The following is a 19,019-nucleotide window of genomic DNA, read 5'->3' as shown; positions in this document are numbered from 1 at the left end:
TTTTGGTAGTGGGCACTACCAAAAAGGCGCACGGGGGTCAGCTCAACCACGTATTGCCGAAGAGCAGAATCCCGTCCGCACTCGGGGTCACTCCGTGGACGTTCTCGCGCCACGGGATGAAGACCTTGCCGGAGTTGACCACGGCCATCGGCGCCGTCTCGTTGACCACGGTCTGAATATCGTCGATGACGGCTCGCCGCTCATCCTCGCCCGACGCCGTTTGCAGCTTGCCGAGCAACTCGTCCATCCGAGCGTTCTTGTAACCGAGAATGTTCGACGGCGATTCGCTGAACAGGTTGCCGTACATACGCACGAACGGTGACTCTTCCAGCACGTTGAACGCGAAGTAGGACACGTCGTAGTCATGCTTTGCGTACAGCATGGAAATCAGATCGTTGATGCTGGTTGCGTAGGTGATGTCGACCGTGAAACCCACTGCCTGCAAGAGCGACTGAAACGTCAGTGCGCTCCGCTGCGTCGCCGGATCGTTCATCCCGACGTACGTCAGTTTTCCGTCGTAACCGTCGGCCTTCGCCTCGGCGAGATACTTCTTGGCCGCCTCGGGGTCGAAGCCGTTCCCGGCCACCGATCCGTGCCACTGCGACCACGACGCGAACATGTCGGTGCCGGGTTCGCCGAAGCCGCCCTGAACTCGCTCGTTGAACGTATTCGGGTCCACCGCAGCGACAATCGCCTTACGCACGCGCTCGTCCTTCGCTGCCCGATCGTCGCGCTGATTGATTGCCAGAACTCCGGCCATGCTGGCCGAGTACACAAATCCGGGATCACCGGCTTCGAAAGCCTCGTGAATGAAGTCGGGAGACTTCAGATAGGCAACCTGGATTCCGTCGGTGTGCAATCCTTCCAGTTTGCTCTTCTCGTTGACGATTGCGGGAAAGCGCAACTTCTCGAGGTACGGCGCCCCGTCCCAGTACGTCGGACGGGCAGCGAGCACCAATTCGTCCTGGGAGGCGAACTTCTCGACGGTGAACGGGCCTGCCCCGATCGGGGTGAACGTGCCGGTAGCCATCGACGAGGGCGCGACGATCATGCCGGGACCGGTGGTGAACATGATCGGGAACTCGTCCCACGGCTGCGCCAATGTAAAGACGACCGTACTCGGATCCGGTGAATTCGTCTCGCGCACAGCGGTCTTCCACACCAGCGCGTGAGTTCCCTTCTTCTGCAGATAGTGATCGATGCTCCACAGGACTGCCGCACTGTCCATCGGAGTGCCGTCGCTGAAGGTGACGCCGTCGCGCAATTTCAGTGTCCACACCGTGTTGTCGCCGTTGGCCGACAACGACTGCGCCAAGTGGGGGACGTATTCGCCCGCCGCCGTATCGAAGCGCATGAGAAGGTCGTAGATGGCTGCCATTTCGCTACCACCGGTAGCGCCGCCGTCCTGACGGTCAGCCGGATCGAGGCTACTGATCCCGTTGTAGGTGGCAAACGACACGGTGCCACCCGAGCGCGGCTCTCCCCCGTTGTTCTGGTCACCGACAACTCCGACCGTCACGTCCGATGCATCCGTGGTCGTACCTTGGCTACTACCGGCGCACCCCGTCACCACCAGCGTCGCCGACGCCAGGACAACCATCCAGATTCGAGCGCGGACTCGGTACGAGCGCTTCATTGCGACTCACTTTCACAGTTCACGGATACGTCGATCCCTGGATCGGACACCCCGACATATTTGTAAGTGAATTCTAGGTAAGGTCTCGTCCTGCGTCTTCGTTTTCACAAAGCCGAAGCGATAATTCGCGTTCATGACAGCAGAAACAAGAACTGAATTCTAGGTTGCAACCGTTCAGCGAATTACCAGTCCGATGACGTCTTCGACGTTCCGCTGGGCCTCTGCGAATCCGATCCGGCCACTGGTCCACAGCGCAAGGGCCGTCAGCATCGTGCCGCCTATTGCCACGGCCGCAACCCTCGCCGTCTCGGCCGGGACGCCGTCCATCAACTCGAACAGCATTCTCCGATGTGCCGCTGCGCGCAGATCCAACGACTCGATCACGAACTGATCCGAGGACGAATGGAGTTCGATCTCCAACCGAGCGAAGTAGGGCCTACGCTCGAATGCCTTCATCTCGCGGCGATGAAGTGCCAGAACCCGCTCGTACGCGTTGTTCTCACCACCGTCTGCCCGCAACTTCTCAGGACGACGGACCGATTCGAGACCGCTCCACGCCGTCATCGCCGCAGCCAGAAGTTGCTGTTTGGTCGGAAAGTAGCGATACAGCGTTCCGAGTGCGACGCCTGAACGCTCCGAGACGTCTTTCATCTGGATTCGATCCGACGGCATCTCGGCCAGCATCTCGACCACCGCCGCGGTCAGTCGTCCTCTCCGCTCGAGTTGCCCCACCGACATGAGGTCGACGTCCAAGGGAAACTCGTCGCTGCGCGCAGTCACGCGCGTCACGATAGTTCAGAATCCTGACCGCAGTGCCGGGTTGCGAAGTTTCATCGTAACCCCGATATCTAATACACGGATTAATCAACTGCAGATCGCGCTAGGGTTAGTCCATGACTGACCGGACAACCGATGACCAGCCAACCGTCGGCGTGCTGAACTTCTGGTCGTTCATCGAACTGGCCAACAAGCGACTGGCCACCGAACACGGCTTTCGCGACCAGCTGGCCACCGAGGTACTACTGACACTCAATCGGGCTTCCAACGTGGTCACCTACGATCTCGAGTCGTCGATCCACCGCCCTCGCGGCTGGTCATGGTCCTCCTTCAGGCTGTTGTTCGTCACCTGGCTGGCCGGTCCGATCGAGCCGAAGGCTGCCGCCGAGCTCACCGGCATGAGTAGGGCAGCGGTCTCCAATCTGTCCAAGTCGCTGCTGGCAGACGGATTGATCGATCGGCGGCCCACCGAGAACGACGGCCGTTCCGTCCAGCTGTACCTGACCGACAAGGGCCGAGAAGCCATGGTCGAAGCCTTTCGCGAGCAGAACGAACGCGAACACGCCTGGGTAAGCGTCCTGAGCGAGGCCGAACAGCGAATTCTTGTCATGCTCCTGGACAAACTGATCACCAACCGCAGCCAGTTCGACGTACGCGGACGTAACTGACATAGACCCGAACCCCCTTGGAGGGTTGCGCTCATCACATCATTTTAGTTAATATGTTTACTATCTGGTGGAGGTGAGCCAGGCAGAACAGCACAGAAGGAGCCCCGTCATGGCGTTCTATCGACAACTCGGCAACATCCCACCGAAGCGTCACACCCAACACCGTGACGAGTCCGGCAACCTCTACTACGAAGAACTGATGGGAGAGGAAGGTTTCTCCTCGGATTCTTCGTTGCTGTACCACCGCGAGATCCCGTCGGCCATCGTCGACGCAACGGTCTGGGAACTGCGCGATCAGAGCACAACCCCCAACCATCCCCTCAAACCGCGCCATCTGAAACTCCACACGCTGTTTCCCGAAAGCACCTGGAACGAGACCGACGTGGTAACCGGCCGTCGTCTCATCCTCGGAAATGCCGACGTGCGATTGTCCTACGTCGTTGCGGCAGCGCCATCTCCCCTGTATCGCAACGCAATCGGCGACGAGATGGTCTACATCGAATCTGGCGAGGCGACCGTCGACACCGTCTTCGGTGCACTCGAGGCCAGTGAAGGTGACTACGTCCTGATCCCGATGTCCACAACGCATCGATGGATCCCCAAGGGTGACAAGCCACTTCGTGCCTACGCCATCGAGGCGAACAGTCACATCGTCCCGCCCAAGCGCTATCTTTCCCGCTTCGGCCAGCTGCTCGAGAACGCACCGTTCTGTGAACGAGACCTGCACGGACCGATCGCGCCCATGATCGCCGAAGGAACCGACGTCGAGGTACTGGTCAAGCACCGAACGTCGGCGGGCATCGTCGGCACCCGAATGGTTTATCCCACGCACCCTTTCGATGTCGTCGGCTGGGACGGCTGCCTGTACCCGTACACCTTCAACATCTCCGACTACGAGCCGATCACGGGCCGTGTTCACCAACCGCCGCCGGCACACCAGGCGTTCGAGGGGAACAACTTCGTGATCTGCAACTTCGTTCCGCGCAAGGTCGACTACCACCCCCTGTCGATCCCGGTGCCGTACTACCACTCGAACGTCGACTCGGACGAGATCATGTTCTACTGCGGCGGTGACTACGAGGCGCGCAAGGGTTCCGGCATCGGTCAGGGTTCGATATCTATTCATCCCGGCGGCCACGCCCACGGACCACAACCCGGCGCCTACGAGCGGAGCATCGGCGCCGAGTTCTTCGACGAGCTCGCCGTGATGGTCGATACGTTCCGGCCCCTCGAATTGGGTGAGGGAGCCCTTGCCTGCGAGGACGAAGCGTACGCCTGGAGCTGGGCAGGGCGGGGGCCTAGGCAATGACGATCATCTCCCCACTCCTGCGCGGCCTGTGCGACGACGCAGCACTCTTCCCACCCGGCAATGCTCCTCTTGCCGAGGCAGTTCCGGCCCACGCCGCCTACCTGCAGGCGGATTACGACGCACTGGTCGGGCCTTTCGTTTTTCCCGCGCCGCGACTGAGCGAACTGGCTGCGTACGTTTCAGCGGACAGCCCGGTGACGCTGAGCCTGACCGTGCCGGCCGGCCCATCCGATACGGCGGCTGCACTCTCGAACGCGCTCGCCATCCCTGGTGTTCACGTCGCCGCCGTCGAGGTGGGAATTCCTGACGGGTTGGACGCCGATGCGGCCTTCGAGGAACTCTCTCGTGTCCATGCCGCTCATCCCGACGTCGACATTTTTGTCGAGGTGCCTCGAGGTGATCGGCGCGCGGGCTATCTCACAGCTCTCGAAACTGCCGGGCATTCCGCAAAGTTTCGCACCGGCGGGATTGTCGCCGAGGCGTACCCGAACGAGGAAGAGCTCGCCGATGCGGTGATATCCGTTGTCCGAGCGAATATCCCGTTCAAGGCGACTGCGGGACTGCACCACGGTGTGCGCAACACCGATCCGGAAACAGGCTTCGAGCAACACGGCTTCCTCAACATCATGGTGGCCGTCGACGCGGCGAGGCGGGGCGCCGATCGTTCGGAAATTGTTGCTGCACTGTCTCAGCGCGATGGAAAATCGATCGCGCAAGCCCTGGCCGACCTCACCGAGGACGAGGCCGGCGAGGTGCGTCGCCGATTCCTCGCGTTCGGTACCTGCAGCATCTCGGACCCTCTGACCGAGCTGGAAGGCCTCGGGTTGATCGTCCGCTCCGACAAAACCGAAGGAACTCTCGTATGACTGTCACGACCATCGACATTCCCGCCGACTCACTGTTCGGTCTCGACAATCTGCCGTACGGGGTCTTCTCCCCCGCGGGAGGGTTACCGCGTGTCGGTGTGCGCGTCGCCGAATCGGTGGTCGATCTCGCAGCGACACTAGGTGATTCCGTCTTCTCCGAACCGACTCTGAACGCGTTCATGGCTCAGGGACGAGATCAGTGGGTATCGGTGCGAAACCGGATCACGGAGCTCGTGACTAGCGAAATAGACTCGAATGCAGTGTTTTCCGTTGATTCGGTGACAATGCATTTGCCGATCGCAGTGGCCGATTACGTCGACTTCTACGCCTCGGAGAATCACGCAACCAACCTCGGGCGGTTGTTCCGCCCGGACGCAGCCCCCTTGATGCCGAACTGGAAGCATCTTCCCGTCGGATACCACGGGCGCTCGAGCACCGTCGTCGTCTCCGGCACCGACATCGTTCGTCCCTGCGGACAGCGGAAGGCACCCGATCAGGAAAGCCCGGACTTCGGACCGTCCCGGCGCCTCGACATCGAAGCCGAGATGGGATTCATCGTCGGAACTCCCTCGAAGATGGGCGATTCCATCACCCCGGACGAATTTGCCGAGCACGTCTTCGGCGCCGTCGTCGTGAACGACTGGTCTGCCCGAGACATCCAGGCGTGGGAGTACGTGCCCCTCGGTCCGAACCTGGGGAAGAGTTTCGCGACCTCCATCTCACCGTGGGTCGTACCCTTGCTCGCTCTCGAAGCAGCCCGAATCGACACTCCGGTGCAGGATCCCGAACCGCTTTCCTATCTGCGTGGTGAAGAGAAGTGGGGGCTGGACATCGACCTGGCCGTCGAGTGGAACGGTCACGTCGTCTCCCGGCCGCCCTACGCCCAGATGTACTGGTCGCCTGCGCAGATGCTCGCGCACACCACCATCAACGGCGCAGCAGCGAGCACCGGCGATCTCTTCGCGTCCGGAACCATTTCCGGACCGGACAAAGATCAGCGCGGCGCCTTCATCGAGTTGACGTGGGGCGGCAAGGAACCCGTAGCTGTGGGCTCCGAGACCCGTACCTTTCTCGAAGACGGCGACACCATCGCCATCTCAGCCACCGCTCCCGGCGTCGGCGGATCACGAATCGGCTTCGGGGATGTTCACGCTCGGATCCTGCCTGCAACGCAAACCGAAAGATAGTGATTGACAACTGTTTGATTCACGCTGATCTGATGTCCGGAATTCCTTGCCTCACGATTCTCCGAAGATAAGCTGGACTAACCATCCAGAGCGATCGAGAGTCCTGGCTCCGTGACGTCGCAGCAACCCCCTCTGCTGAGGTGCGGGTGCTTTCTGCCAGGTCCGATGGAGGACTCGTGCCAGGCGATCGACCCCGTACCTCAGTGGCGACAGCAGCTGTCATCGTGATCGTGGGCGGTGGACCCCGCGGGACCGGCGTACTCGAGCGGATCCTCGCTCACGAATCGGTGAACGCCGATCCCACACCGATCGACATTCACGTTGTCGACCCGTATCCGGCAGGCGCCGGCCGTATTTGGCGAGGCAGCCAGGCGCCGCTTCTGTGGATGAATTCGACAACCGCGGACGTCACGATGTTCACCGACGAGACCACCGCCGTGACCGGCCCGGTGCTGCCGGGTCCGACCCTCGCGGAATGGGTCGCCGAGCGCTCGGCCGAGCTTGCCGAATTCCCAGAAATCGCAGCAGAAGTTCCGACGATCACCCCGTCGTCGTTTGCATCGAGGTCACTGCAGAGCCGATACCTGAACTGGGTGTTCGAGACTGCAGTCGACTCCGCGCCAGCGCACGTCGACGTTCGAGTTCATCGACGATCCGTGGTCGACATCGTGAACGTCAGCGAGACACAGACGGTTCATCTGGACGACGGAGCTGTCATCGACGCGACGACCGTCCTTCTCGCACAAGGGCACCCCGATGCGTTGCCTGCCCCACGTGAAACCGCGCTGACCAGCTTCGCGTCCGATCACGGGTTGACGTATGTGGGTCCGGGCTACACTGCCGACCTCGACGCCGATGTCATTCCCGAAGGCGAACCGGTTCTGATCGCCGGACTCGGGCTGGCTTTCATCGACTGGATGGTTCTCCTCGCCGAGAGCCGTGGCGGCATCTTCGAACGCGGTGAAGACGGCATCCTCACTTACGCTCCCTCGGGTCGGGAACCCCTGTTGTATGCCGGATCTCGTCGCGGAGTGCCGTATCACTCCAAGATTTCGTACTCGATCGCTGACGCACGGCCACCGCTACCGCGGTTCTTCACCGCTGATCTCGTTCCCGGCGACGGACCGTTGGATTTCCGAAACGACATCTGGCCCTTGGCGTCGAAAGAACTGGCAGGCGCCCACTATCACGAGCTGTTCGCATCTCACCCGGATCGGACAGTGGGCACCTGGGAGGAGTTCGACGCCGAATTCGCCTCGCTGGCCTGGGGATCGCCTCGATTGCATGAACTGGTCGAGAACGCAGTCCCGAAGCCGGAAGACCGTATCGATCTCGAGCGGCTGAACCGCCCACTCGGCGGTGAGCGCTACGACGGGCTTGCCGAGGTCCAATCCCGGATCACCGAATACATCTCGGCAGATGTCGCGCGGAGGTCGGACCCGTATTTCAGCGCCGACGCGGCTGTCTTCTCAGCGCTGCTGTCGACGTACATGACCGTCGGAGAATTGTTGCGGCGCGGCAGAATCCCGGCCGAATCCGTCGCCAAGGACGTCGAGGGTTGGCTTCATTCGTTCTTCAGCTTCATCGCCAGTGGTCCGCCACCCGAGCGACTGGAACAGTTGATCGCCCTCAACGAGGCGGGCATCGTCCAGTTCCTCGGGCCGGATTCGGTGTTCTCCACCGAGATCGACCCGGCAACGGGGGCTGGGATCTTTGTCGCGCGCAGTGCGTCGCACACCGACATCGTGGCCGCGAACACCCTCGTCGAAGCACGCTTGCCGGTTGCTTCCATCAGCGCGAGCGGTGACTTGCTCCTGCGGACGCTTCACGGTCGGGGCGAGGCAGTCGAACTTCGTGCGACCGTGGACAGTTCGGCGAAGCTCGCCGTCGACGGTACGTCACGAATTCTCGACCGGAACAACACAGCTCATCCTCGCCGCTTCGCGGCCGGGCCGTGGGTTGCAGGCCACAACTGGTCGGCGGCTTTCCCTCGTCCCCGTACCAATGCGGGGTTTTTCCGGCACAACGACGCCCTGGCGGCGGAGATTTTGGGCGCTGCGCGCCTGTGAGCGGTTAGGGAGTCCTGGGACTCCCTAACCGCTCACGGGGGCTGTGCCCCTCCTAGCTGAACACCAACTCACCCTCGTCAACCGCGACGGTGATACTGCCGCCCTCTTCGAGGAGATCGTCGAGCAGCATGTCGGCGATCTTGTCGTCGACCACACGCTGAATCGAACGACGCAACGGGCGAGCCCCGAACTCGGGTTGATGCCCGTGCTCGGCAATCCAGTCCACTGCGTCGGCAGTGAACTCGATCTCGATGCCCTTGGACTGCAGCCGCTTCCGGCTGTCGTCGAGCAGCAGATCAGTAATCCGGTGCAGTTGCTCGGTGTCGAGCTTGCGGAAGATCACGATCTCGTCGATACGGTTGAGGAACTCCGGCCGCATCGATTCGCGCAACCTGGCCATCACGCGGTCGCGCAGTGGCTTCTCCGCCGACTCTGCATCGCCTGTGGTGAAGCCGAGTCCACCGGACTTGCTCGAGATGATGTCCGAGCCGAGGTTGCTGGTCATGATCACGACGGTGTTCTTGAAGTCCACCGTCCGACCCTGACCGTCGGTCAGACGCCCGTCGTCGAGCACCTGGAGCAAGGTGTTGAACACGTCCGGGTGTGCCTTCTCGATCTCGTCGAGCAGGATCACCGAGTACGGGTTACGACGCACCTGTTCCGTGAGCTGTCCGGCCTCGCCGTAGCCGACGTATCCGGGAGGAGCACCGACCAATCGGCTGACCGTGTGCCTCTCACCGAACTCACTCATGTCGAAGCGCAGCATCTTGTTCTCGTCTCCGAAGAGTGTGGCAGCCAGAGCTTTTGCGAGCTCCGTCTTGCCGACGCCAGTGGGTCCGAGGAACAGGAAGCTACCGACGGGACGATCCGGATCGCTCATACCGGTACGGCTACGACGCACGGCACGCGCGATTGCGCGAACGGCGTCATCTTGCCCGATGACACGACCGTGCAGTTCCTCTTCCAGACGGCGCAGGCGATCTTTCTCTGCCTGAGTCATCTGGCTTGCCGGAATACCCGTTGCGCGAGCGACAACTTCGGCGATTTGTTCAGCGGTCACGTCCGGCGTTTCCTCGGAAGGAACCGAGGATCCTGCCTTCTCGAGACGCTTTGCGACGCCGTTGATCTCGTCACGCAGGGTCGACGCCTTCTCATACAACTCGTCGGCGACGGCTTTTTCCTTGTCGCTCTCGAGCTGCTCGAGACGCTGCTGCAGCGCAGCGGTGTCTACCGTGGCCGTCTTCAAGCGAAGCCTGGCGCCGGCCTGGTCGATCAGGTCGATTGCCTTGTCCGGCAAGAACCTGTCGCCGATGTAACGTGCCGACAGCTCCACCGCAGCGGTGATCGCCTCGTCGGTGTAGTGCACCTTGTGGTGATCCTCGTACCGACTGCGCAGTCCGCTCAAGATCGCGATTGCGTCCTCGATCGACGGCTCTCCGACCTGTACGGGCTGGAAGCGCCGCTCGAGCGCGGGATCCTTCTCGATGTTCTTGCGGTATTCGTCGAGCGTGGTGGCGCCGACGATGTGCAGTTCACCGCGAGCGAGCTTGGGCTTGAGGATGTTTCCGGCGTCCATCGCACCGTCTGCGCCGCCCCCGGCACCGGCGATGGTGTGCATCTCGTCGATGAAGACGATCAGCTCGTCCTTGTGTGCGGTGATCTCGTCGATCACCTTGGTCAGCCGTTCCTCGAAGTCACCGCGGTAACGGGTACCCGAGACCATGCTCGAGAGTTCGAGCTGGACGATCTTCTTGCCCACCAACGATTCCGGGACATCCCCGTCGACGATGCGCTGGGCGAGACCTTCGACGATGGCAGTCTTGCCGACGCCGGCCTCACCCACCAGGACCGGGTTGTTCTTGGTGCGGCGGGAGAGGATCTCGATGGTCTGTTCGATCTCGTCGGCGCGGCCGATCACCGGATCGACGCCGCCGTTGCGGGCGCGATCGGTGAGATCGATGCCGTACTTGTCGAGCGTCGGTGTGGTGGACTCGTCTTCGACTGGACCGGCTGCGGGATTCTGAACCGCTGCCTGCAGCTTCTCCGGCGTGATGCCGGCCGAAGCGAGCAGACGACCCGGAACATGATCGGGGTCACCGGCCAGGGCGATGAAGAGATGTTCGGGGTCGATGTACGTCGATCCCAGGGCTCGGGCCAGTTGATGAGCCTCGAGTAGAGCGGTTTTCACGGCACTGCTGAGCGCAGGAGCAGAGTAGGCCCCCTGCTCACGGCCTTGTGGCAGCCGCAGGTCGACGGCGTCGACCACGGATTTCGGGTCGGCTCCGGCGCGCTGCATGAGCGTGCGGACCGGATCCTGCTCCGCCATGACGCGGAGAACGTGCAGTGCATCGAGATCCGAATCACCGCGAGCAGCCGCTACACGTGCAGCGTCAGCCATGAGTTGCTGGGTGGCCCTGCTCATGAGCCGGGAAATATCGATGCGACCGGGACCCTCGGGCCCGAAGAATGCTGGCATTCCGAAGCCTCCTTGCAGAAAGTTGAGCGTTACTGACTCAATTAACGTGCATGGGGCTCGATCAATTCCCGCGGCCTCAGATTTGTTTCAACACCATCCAGTCGCCGATCGTTCTCAACTACCGAAAGATCCGGTAGACCGACCGACCGGGTACGCCTCGACGCGCATGATCACCGATCCCGCGCAGGGACCACTCTTGATGTCGGTACGCCACGAACCTTTCAGACTGCCATCGGGCTGAGGTGTGTAATACGCCTCGGAGTGCGCCGGTGCCCACACCTTGGGCACGCCCTCCCCCTGGTAGCAATCCCACTCCCAGTCATAGGGGTGCACCCAACTGGTTCCGTCCCAGGTGTATCGAGCAGGCTGCGGCAACGTCGGATTGGCGGGAGCCGGACCGCCGACCACTGTGGCGATACAGACTCCGCTCGAGCAATCCGTCTCGAACGTGTATGTATCGGAGAAATCCGGCTCCCACTGGCTGGCGGCCAGACTTGTGCCCGTCTTGGTCGCGGCGAAACGCTTGAGCGAGTAATCACCGGACCAATTCGCATCCGCAGCCCCCGCGGGCATCGCTCCGGCGACAAACCACGTAGCAACGAGAGCAACCACCAACAATGACTTCCGCATGCGTGAAGTGAATCACAAGCTATGTCCGAATTGTCGGATACTGGCCACAAGAACACCGACGACGATCAGCACCAGCGAAACCAACGGCAACGCTCCCACACCCCTGTCCGCCAAGATCAGCCCGCCCACGACGCCGCCCGCTGCGATCGCCGCATTGAAGATCGTCACGAAAACCGATTGCGCCGTGTCCACAGCGTCGCCCGTCGTATCCGCGAGCGCCGTCTGAAGGAGAGTGGGAGCGCCTCCAAATGCCACGCCCCATACCGCAACGCTGAGTGCGATCACTGCGAAGCTGTCACCGCCGACGCCCAACGCCGTCAAAGCTGCGGCAAAGACCACCAAGCTCAGCACGGTGAGACTTCGAAGGGCCCGGTCGACAAACACCCCGACCACACCGATGCCCACGAAGGCGAAAAGTCCGAACACGAACAAGACGATTCCCAACCGATCGCCGAAACCGATGCGATCCAGAAACGCCGCCAGATACGTGTACACGATGTTGTGCGCGAGGATCCACAAGAACGCGACAAACAGAATCGGTCGTACGCCAGGCAGGACCAAGACTTTCCGCACCGGCAGCTGCCGATCCGCTTGTTGCCCGGGAAAGTCCGGCATCACCGTGAGTATCCACGCGACCAGAAGTAGCGCAGCAACCGACATCACGGCGAAGACGACGCGCCAATCGGCCAGGGTCCCGAGCCACGCCCCCATCGGAACGCCGATTGCCAACGCGATCGGCTGTCCGACGGAGGCAACCGCAACGGCCCGCCCCTGCAGGTGAGGGGGCGACATCCTGCGTGCGTACCCGGCAAGCAACCCCCACACCACACCTGCCGCCATACCGGCCAGAAACCGAACACCCAAGGTGAGAACAAGATTCGACGAAAGCGCTGTCACCAGATTGAAGACACCGAACCCCAGAATCGCCGACACCAGGACAGCACGCCGTCGCAATCCTCGGGTCAATGCGATCAGTGGTACCGCCCCGACGACGGAACCCAATGCGTATGCGGTGACCAATTGCCCTGCGCCGGAGACCGATACGGACAACCCTGACCCGATCTGCACCAGTAGTCCGGCCGGCATGGTTTCGGTTGTGATCGCTATGAAGCCTGCCATTGCGAGTGCCGACAACCCGGCCAGCGGTAGTGTCCGGACGGAATCGGTCTCCGCCAGTGCCGAAGTCGCCGTCCCGTCCGAGTTCGAGCTCACCTCGTCGGTGTTTCGGGACTGCCTTCACCCGACTGGCCGGAACGGACCAGTTCTGCAATAGACGCCCAGTCCATCTCGCCCTGACCGTTCGCCAGAGCCTGAGCGAGCACGCCTCGAAGTACGCCACCGAACGGCAAATCCAGATCGACGCTGTCGGCGGCGTCGAGCGCAAGCCTCAAATCCTTGAAGCCCAGAGCTGTGGTGAATCCTGCAGGCTCGTACTGACGCGTCGCGACGAGGTTTCCGTAGCTGGAGTAGACCGGCCCCGGGAAGATCGTCGAGGTCAGCAGTTCTACGAGTTGGCTTCCGTCCACACCTGACCTCTCCCCCAATGCGATTGCCTCGCCCAAGGATTGAATCGCGGCGAGGATGAGGTAATTGCCGATGATCTTGACGATGTTGGCCTGCTCCGGACGCTCACCTTGTGGCCACGTGCGAGCACCGATGACGTCGAGAAAGGGTTGCACTCGCTCGAGGAGGGAACTGTCGCCGGCGGCGATGATGTTCAACTGACCAGCCTGAGCAACAGAAACGCGTCCGAACACCGGCGCCGCGATGTACCCGATACCGTACTCGGCGTGCAGTGCGGCGGCGCGCTTGGCAAGGTCGACGCTGACGGTGGCCATGTTGACGTGCACGGTTCCACTCGGAACGGATGCGAGGACGGCGGGATCCAGAATGGCCGAAGACACGGCCGAATCATCTGCCAACATCGACAGCACAACACCGGACTGGAATGCCTCGGCAACGGTTTTCGCGCCGCTCGCCCCTTCCTCGACCAGTTCGGCTACCGCTTCAGGGCTGCGATTCCACACCGTCACGTCGAAGCCTGCGCCCAGTAGATTTCGAGCGATGGGACGACCCATCGCGCCCAAGCCGACCACGGAAACAGAAGTCATGAATTTCCCTCTCGAAAGTACTGAACCATCTAAGACGGTTCAAGACTCTCACACGGGTACAGTTGCTGTCGAACCGGTTGAGATGGTTCGCCACGAAGGAGGACGAAAGTGAACGAAGCAGGAGCTGATCAATCCGCTCGGGACGTGTTTCGACTCGACAACGACACGCTCGCCTTCCGCTTCACCGCCACCCTCACCAATCGGAACGGCTCGAGGTTCGAACGACTCACGAGCCCGCAGCGACTCGAATTATGGTTACGCGCCAACGATCTGATGGACGCCCCCGCAACCGCGACAGAAGACGACCTCCGCGGCGCGCAGGATTTACGTGAGGCCATTCATCGCATCGGAACCGCCGTGTGCGAGAACCGCCGCGCCTCACGCACCGATGTCGGGATCGTCAACACCGCATCCGAGCTCGGTGATGCCCACCTCGTCCTCGAGAGTGGCCGGGCCCTCTGGAAATCAGCCGGAGACAATCCGATCCGCGACGCTTTGTCGATAGTGGCTGCCGACGCGATCGCGGTGCTCGGTGGAGCCGACCGGGACCGCGTCAAGGCCTGCCAGGGCGACGGGTGCACCGGCCTCTACGTCGACACCAGTCGCGGCAACAACCGACGCTGGTGCTCGATGAACATCTGCGGAAACAAAGCCAAGAAATCCGCGATGACCGCTCGCGCCGACTAGCTCATCTCACGCTCGCCGCCAGTCGATTTCGCCGCCACTCGGTTCCACAGCTTCTCGATCGGCGTCGACAGCAGGAGAAGAAACAGCGGGAAGTACGACGTCACCGGAACGAGCACACTGACGAGCAGCGCCACCACCATGATCAGGAAAGTGACGATTTCAGCGGTGAAATGCGGCTTCGCATTCTCTTCACTCAACGACGGGTTGCGAACCAGACCCCACGCGACCACCGCCAGGCACGCAGCACTGGCTGCCATTGTCCCGATGTAGAGAGCCCTGGTTCCGAGATCCTGCGACGGCGCCGCAACGAGCGCTGTCGGGAAGGGCAGGAACACGATGGTCATCACCCACAACCCCAGTCCGCGAACGACCACCTTGTCCGCGTCGACCACAAAACGAAGCAGCCGATGCTGCGACCACCAGAGCCGGAAGATCACCAGAAAGCTCAGGGCGAACGAGTAGAACTGCGCAGCGTGATCGCGCAGCAGTTCCGACGTGGTGCCGTGGTGGTCACTGGTGAGTTCGACCAGCGGCAGTACGAGCAGCGTGATCGCAATGGCGACAATCGCGTCGATGAAAGTGACGTAGCGCTCGAAGTAGCGGGTGCGTTCCGCAATCTCAGCCATTGCGGAAGCATAAGCCTCACAACAGGAAACAGACCGGCGACGCCACTTTACGGAAGCACGTATCCGGAAACATACAATTAACGAATCAAATTCATTAGATCTCTTGACCGTGGCGGAGCCCATCCCCATACTTAACGAATCACATTCATTAAGTGACTCGCATCACGCCACCAGGGGTCGGTTCAGCCACCCCCTTCAGGACATGGGGTTGCCCTAGTGCCGATCAACGCTTCGACGAATACGCAGTCCGACCGGGTTCCACTCACCGCCAACCGCGGTATTGCCGTCTTCAGTATCGGCGTCATGGGGTTCATCACCGCGAACCTCATCCCCCTGATGATCGTGGCAATGGTCGAGGACCTTGGTGTCACCGAATCCGCTGCCGGTGCCGTTCTGACCGCATCGCTGCTGGTCTGCGCCGTCACCTGCCTCGCCACCACCCGAATCGCCTCGGGCCGGCATCGCCATCTCCTCGGCCGCGTCAGCCTGATCGCGATGGCAGCCGCATTCGGCGTTGCGGCCATCGCACCGTCCACGACGATCGCATGCGCCGCGATCATCGTCGGCGGTATCGGCGCTGGTGGATCCGCATCCGTTGGCGGAGCGGCACTGGCCGCGCTCACGAACCCGGACCGGGCGTCAAGCATCAGCGGCCTCGTGAACCGTGTCGTCGTCACAGCCGTCCTCGCTCTCATACCCATCCTCGGCACACACATGACCAACGCATTCGGCATCGTCGCAGTCCTGGCACTGGCTACCGCAGCAACGGTCACCTGGTTGCCGTCGTCCCCGGTGAAAGAGTCGCCGGAGACGGCGAAGTCCGCCAATACGACCACAGCTCTCCCCGCCGGGGTCAGCGCGAAACGACTCACTTTTGCCGGAACCGCATTTCTCGCGATGCTTGCAGTCTGGGCGATCAGCGAGGACTCGTTGTGGGCAGTACTCGGCATCATGGGTTCCGAGCACGCCGGGCTCTCGGATCAACAAATGAGTCTCGCACTGAGCGCATCAACGGCGGGTGGTGTGCTCGCGGCTGTTACCTTGACCGCGTTGGGTTCTCGGGTCAGTCGGACAGTATCGATCTCCGTGCTACTGATACTCGGGGCAATTCTGAAGCTGTCTGCCGGCCTCACCACCGATCCCACGATCTACTTGGTAGTGGTCATCGCTTGGAACACGATCTACGCGGCCACGTTCATCGTCCTGGTTGCCATCTCGGCCGCGCTCGACGCGGCCGGCCGATGGTCGGCGCCACTACTGGGCACCTACCTCATCGGCTCCGCGTTCGCGCCGCTGTTCGGAACTTCGGTGACGGCCGGCCTCGGGTATCCGACCTTCGGAGTCATCATCTCGGGGATCAGCTTCGTTCTACTGGGCCCGTTCGCCTTGGTTTCCCGACTCTCCGCACGTACCGAAGGTGCGTATCGTCACCACAGCGCCGCCATCACTACTACCGTCATCGCGTAAGGATCACGTAGAAGTCATGAATGACAGCATCACTCACTACCGCAACGGAACGATCTTCACGGCTGCCGACGACGGATGGGCCGAGTCGATAGTCGTCGAGGACCACAAGCTCAGATTCGTGGGCGAAACCGTCTATGCCGATATCCTGGCTCCAGACGCCGAGGTGATCGATCTCGAAGGTGCCGTCGTGCTACCCGGTTTCGTCGACGCCCATACGCATTTGGTGATGATGGGATTCGCGCTGCAGAAGTTGGATCTGCGTGATGCCGCCGATCTCGCCGACATTCAGTCCAGCATCAAGCAATTCGCGGAATCGAACCCGGACGCACCACGACTGCTGGGTCGCAGTTGGTTGTTCTCCGCGCTGGATGGAGGGCACCCGACGCGAGAGATGATCGACGCCGTCGTACCCGATCGCCCGGTGTACCTCGACGCCAACGACGTACATTCGGTCTGGGTGAACACTGCAGCACTGCGAGAACTCGGCATCGACGCGGACACTCCCGATCCGATCGGCGGTCGTATCGGCCGGGATCCGGACACCGGAGAAGCCACCGGAATGCTGTACGAGACCGCCATGATGCTCTACGTCTGGCCGAAACTGGCGGAGCTCGCATCCGACGAAGACCGGGACGCCGCCCTCGCTCTCGCCTTCCGCCACTATCTCGAGGACGGCGTGACCGGTGCGGTCGACATGGCACTCGGCGCGGACGAATTAGCCTCGCTGGAAAGAGCATTGGACGCAGGAGACGGAACACTGCCGCTGCGTGTCGCGGCTCACTGGCTGATGACCCGCGAGGACAACGAGGCCGACAACGTCGGACAAGTTCACGACGTGATCGAACTCCACGAGCGCGTCCAAGGTCCGTGGCTCCGTATCGCCGGAATCAAGATCATCATCGACGGTGTGATCGACAGCTGCACTGCCGCAATGAAAGAGCCGTACTCGGACGGCACCAACGCCGAGCCCATCTGGGATCTCGAGTCCTTGATCCCCGTCGTGACAGCCGCTGACGCCGCAGGCCTGCAGATCGCGATGCACGCGATCGGCGACGAGGCGTCGGAGATCGGATTGACGGCACTCGAGTACGCGATCGCCGCCAACGGAGACATTCCCCGCAGGCACCGAATGGAACACTTGGAGTCCATCACCCGGGACAACGTCGAAAGGCTTGCCCGCCTGGGAATCATCGCCTCGATGCAACCGGTTCACGCTGACCCTGCAATCCAGGAGAACTGGCAGGCGATGCTCGGCGACTACCGGGTCAATCGCGCGTACCCCTGGCCCGAATTCACCGAGGCCGGAGCGGTTCTGGCGTTGGGTTCGGACGCTCCGACCGCTCCCCACCCGCCGCTGCCGAACATGTTCATCGCCACCACCCGTCGATCCGCAATCGATCCGTCACTGGCACCCAACCTGCCGAAGTACGCACTCCCCCTCGCGGACGCGCTGGCTCACGCAACTCGCGACGCTGCCTACTCGTGCCGGTGGGAAGATGTGACCGGCCAGCTGGTTCGGGGTAAAGCAGCCGATTTTGTCGTACTGAAACAAGATCCGTTCACCGAAGGGGTCGATTCTCTCCTGACCACAGAGATTGCGATGACCGTCGTTGCTGGATCCGTGCGATACGACGCGGCCGGGGCCAAGAGCACCGAAGCACGGAACACCGAGTCCGATAGCTGATCGTTACCGGTTGTTCGATAACGCACGCATGCGGCCCGGCGACAGAACGAAGGAGGGACTTGAACACGTGAACCCATACACTCTGGAGGACGCATGCGCAGGAAAGCTCCGATTTCGGCCGCCGTCGCAGCCGCTGCACTGGTGACGGCCACTGCCCTGACGGTCGCCGGTTGTGGGTCGACCGAAGGAACACCTGAAGCGGCGGCGAGTTCCACGGCAGCCAGTTCAACGGCGTCGGCGACATCGACGGCAAACGAAACCGAGACGACGGTAGCGAGCTCTCCCCCGCCACAATCGAACACCCGCACAAATGCATCCACGACGGCGACTACGACAGCAATCCCCGCTTCGGGTCCCTGTCTCGACGTCGGCTCCTCGCTCGTCACCGACGCCATCGGCACGCTGGGCACCGACATCAACGGGGGCAATTGGATACCGAGATCCGCGAGCGAAGAACAGATCGGGAATTGTCCTGACCTGCTCTGGGTTTCGGTGGACGGCGACGGCGTCGGCGATGCGACTTACCAGTCACACGTCCTGTTCTTCCACGACGGAACATACCTGGGCACGGCTACCAGTGAGCCGTACTCGTACACACACGTCATCGACAGCAACAAGGATTCGGTATCCGTCCAATACCGTTGGCTGCTGGACGACGATGCATTCTGCTGTCCCCAAGGCGGACCGAACATAGTGAACTTCACGTGGAACGGCAGCGCCGTGGTTGCCGACGGCCAGTTCCCGCCCTCCTGAACCTGCCTGGGTCCGAGAAGGCCCTGAATGCAACTGTGCCCCAGCGACGACGGTCACTGGGGCACAGTCTTGT

Annotated in this window: 16 protein-coding genes; 9 read left to right on the top strand and 7 right to left on the bottom strand. The window is 61.9% G+C overall.

Translation table 11 applies throughout. The features are described 5' to 3' along the window. Window positions 1-37: 37 nt before the first annotated feature. Both ABH939_RS03095 and ABH939_RS03090 read right to left on the bottom strand, forming a co-directional pair. Entirely contained in the window at window positions 38-1,636 is a 1,599-nt protein-coding gene (locus ABH939_RS03095) for an ABC transporter substrate-binding protein (protein ID WP_007733602.1), read from the bottom strand. A 174-nt stretch (window positions 1,637-1,810) separates the two neighbouring features. Further along, window positions 1,811-2,425, bottom strand: a complete 615-nt coding sequence (locus ABH939_RS03090; protein ID WP_116057956.1) for a TetR/AcrR family transcriptional regulator — start codon at window positions 2,423-2,425, stop codon at window positions 1,811-1,813. A gap of 104 nt (window positions 2,426-2,529) precedes the next feature. Between ABH939_RS03090 and ABH939_RS03085 the strand changes: the two genes are divergently transcribed. The 5 genes from ABH939_RS03085 (at window position 2,530) to ABH939_RS03065 (ending at window position 8,512) form a co-directional block, all read left to right on the top strand. Next, window positions 2,530-3,081, top strand: a complete 552-nt coding sequence (locus tag ABH939_RS03085) for a MarR family winged helix-turn-helix transcriptional regulator (RefSeq protein WP_003939926.1) — start codon at window positions 2,530-2,532, stop codon at window positions 3,079-3,081. A gap of 109 nt (window positions 3,082-3,190) precedes the next feature. Further along, on the top strand, window positions 3,191-4,390 hold the full coding sequence (locus tag ABH939_RS03080; protein WP_404649307.1) for a homogentisate 1,2-dioxygenase: 1,200 nt from the start codon (window positions 3,191-3,193) through the stop codon (window positions 4,388-4,390). Beyond that, window positions 4,387-5,256 carry a hypothetical protein gene (locus ABH939_RS03075; protein WP_404649306.1) on the top strand — a complete coding sequence of 290 codons (870 nt, stop codon included), beginning with the start codon at window positions 4,387-4,389 and terminating at the stop codon, window positions 5,254-5,256. Before ABH939_RS03080 ends, ABH939_RS03075 begins: the two co-directional genes overlap by 4 nt. Beyond that, window positions 5,253-6,443 (top strand): fumarylacetoacetase, encoded by a 1,191-nt coding sequence (gene fahA / locus ABH939_RS03070; RefSeq protein ID WP_054188907.1) that lies wholly within the window; start codon window positions 5,253-5,255, stop codon window positions 6,441-6,443. The genes ABH939_RS03075 and fahA overlap by 4 nt, the downstream gene beginning before the upstream one ends. Window positions 6,444-6,646: 203 nt before the next feature. After that, on the top strand, window positions 6,647-8,512 hold the full coding sequence (locus ABH939_RS03065; protein ID WP_404649304.1) for an FAD/NAD(P)-binding protein: 1,866 nt from the start codon (window positions 6,647-6,649) through the stop codon (window positions 8,510-8,512). 52 nt (window positions 8,513-8,564) lie between these two features. Here ABH939_RS03065 and ABH939_RS03060 read toward each other — a convergent pair whose 3' ends face one another. The 4 genes from ABH939_RS03060 to ABH939_RS03045 all read right to left on the bottom strand — a co-directional run bounded on the left by ABH939_RS03060 (window position 8,565) and on the right by ABH939_RS03045 (window position 13,729). After that, on the bottom strand, window positions 8,565-10,988 hold the full coding sequence (locus tag ABH939_RS03060) for an ATP-dependent Clp protease ATP-binding subunit (RefSeq protein WP_007733608.1): 2,424 nt from the start codon (window positions 10,986-10,988) through the stop codon (window positions 8,565-8,567). A gap of 114 nt (window positions 10,989-11,102) precedes the next feature. Continuing rightward, entirely contained in the window at window positions 11,103-11,618 is a 516-nt protein-coding gene (locus ABH939_RS03055) for a hypothetical protein (RefSeq protein WP_037128543.1), read from the bottom strand. Between the two features lie 12 nt (window positions 11,619-11,630). Further along, window positions 11,631-12,830 carry an MFS transporter gene (locus ABH939_RS03050; protein WP_064687621.1) on the bottom strand — a complete coding sequence of 400 codons (1,200 nt, stop codon included), beginning with the start codon at window positions 12,828-12,830 and terminating at the stop codon, window positions 11,631-11,633. Continuing rightward, window positions 12,827-13,729, bottom strand: a complete 903-nt coding sequence (locus ABH939_RS03045) for an NAD(P)-dependent oxidoreductase (protein WP_047271021.1) — start codon at window positions 13,727-13,729, stop codon at window positions 12,827-12,829. The genes ABH939_RS03050 and ABH939_RS03045 overlap by 4 nt, the downstream gene beginning before the upstream one ends. 108 nt (window positions 13,730-13,837) lie before the next feature. Between ABH939_RS03045 and ABH939_RS03040 the strand changes: the two genes are divergently transcribed. Further along, window positions 13,838-14,416, top strand: coding sequence for a CGNR zinc finger domain-containing protein (locus tag ABH939_RS03040; protein WP_054825525.1), 579 nt, complete (start codon window positions 13,838-13,840; stop codon window positions 14,414-14,416). On the opposite strand, the gene ABH939_RS03035 is transcribed toward ABH939_RS03040, so the two are convergent. Beyond that, entirely contained in the window at window positions 14,413-15,042 is a 630-nt protein-coding gene (locus ABH939_RS03035; RefSeq protein WP_007733613.1) for a TMEM175 family protein, read from the bottom strand. The genes ABH939_RS03040 and ABH939_RS03035 overlap by 4 nt on opposite strands. Window positions 15,043-15,258: 216 nt before the next feature. Here ABH939_RS03035 and ABH939_RS03030 point away from each other — a divergent pair, with 216 nt between their 5' ends. The 3 genes from ABH939_RS03030 (at window position 15,259) to ABH939_RS03020 (ending at window position 18,946) form a co-directional block, all read left to right on the top strand. Then, window positions 15,259-16,509: an MFS transporter gene (locus ABH939_RS03030; RefSeq protein WP_064687623.1), complete on the top strand. Its 1,251-nt coding sequence runs from the start codon at window positions 15,259-15,261 to the stop codon at window positions 16,507-16,509. Window positions 16,510-16,525: 16 nt separating this feature from the next. Then, window positions 16,526-18,193 carry an amidohydrolase gene (locus ABH939_RS03025; protein WP_404649302.1) on the top strand — a complete coding sequence of 556 codons (1,668 nt, stop codon included), beginning with the start codon at window positions 16,526-16,528 and terminating at the stop codon, window positions 18,191-18,193. A gap of 93 nt (window positions 18,194-18,286) precedes the next feature. Continuing rightward, window positions 18,287-18,946 (top strand): LppP/LprE family lipoprotein, encoded by a 660-nt coding sequence (locus ABH939_RS03020; protein WP_003940243.1) that lies wholly within the window; start codon window positions 18,287-18,289, stop codon window positions 18,944-18,946. Window positions 18,947-19,019 lie beyond the last annotated feature (73 nt).

It is taken from the genome of Rhodococcus sp. 27YEA6, from assembly GCF_044908235.1.
Classification (GTDB): domain Bacteria; phylum Actinomycetota; class Actinomycetes; order Mycobacteriales; family Mycobacteriaceae; genus Rhodococcus_F; species Rhodococcus_F qingshengii.
This window is presented reverse-complemented; position numbering and strand designations above follow the sequence as displayed.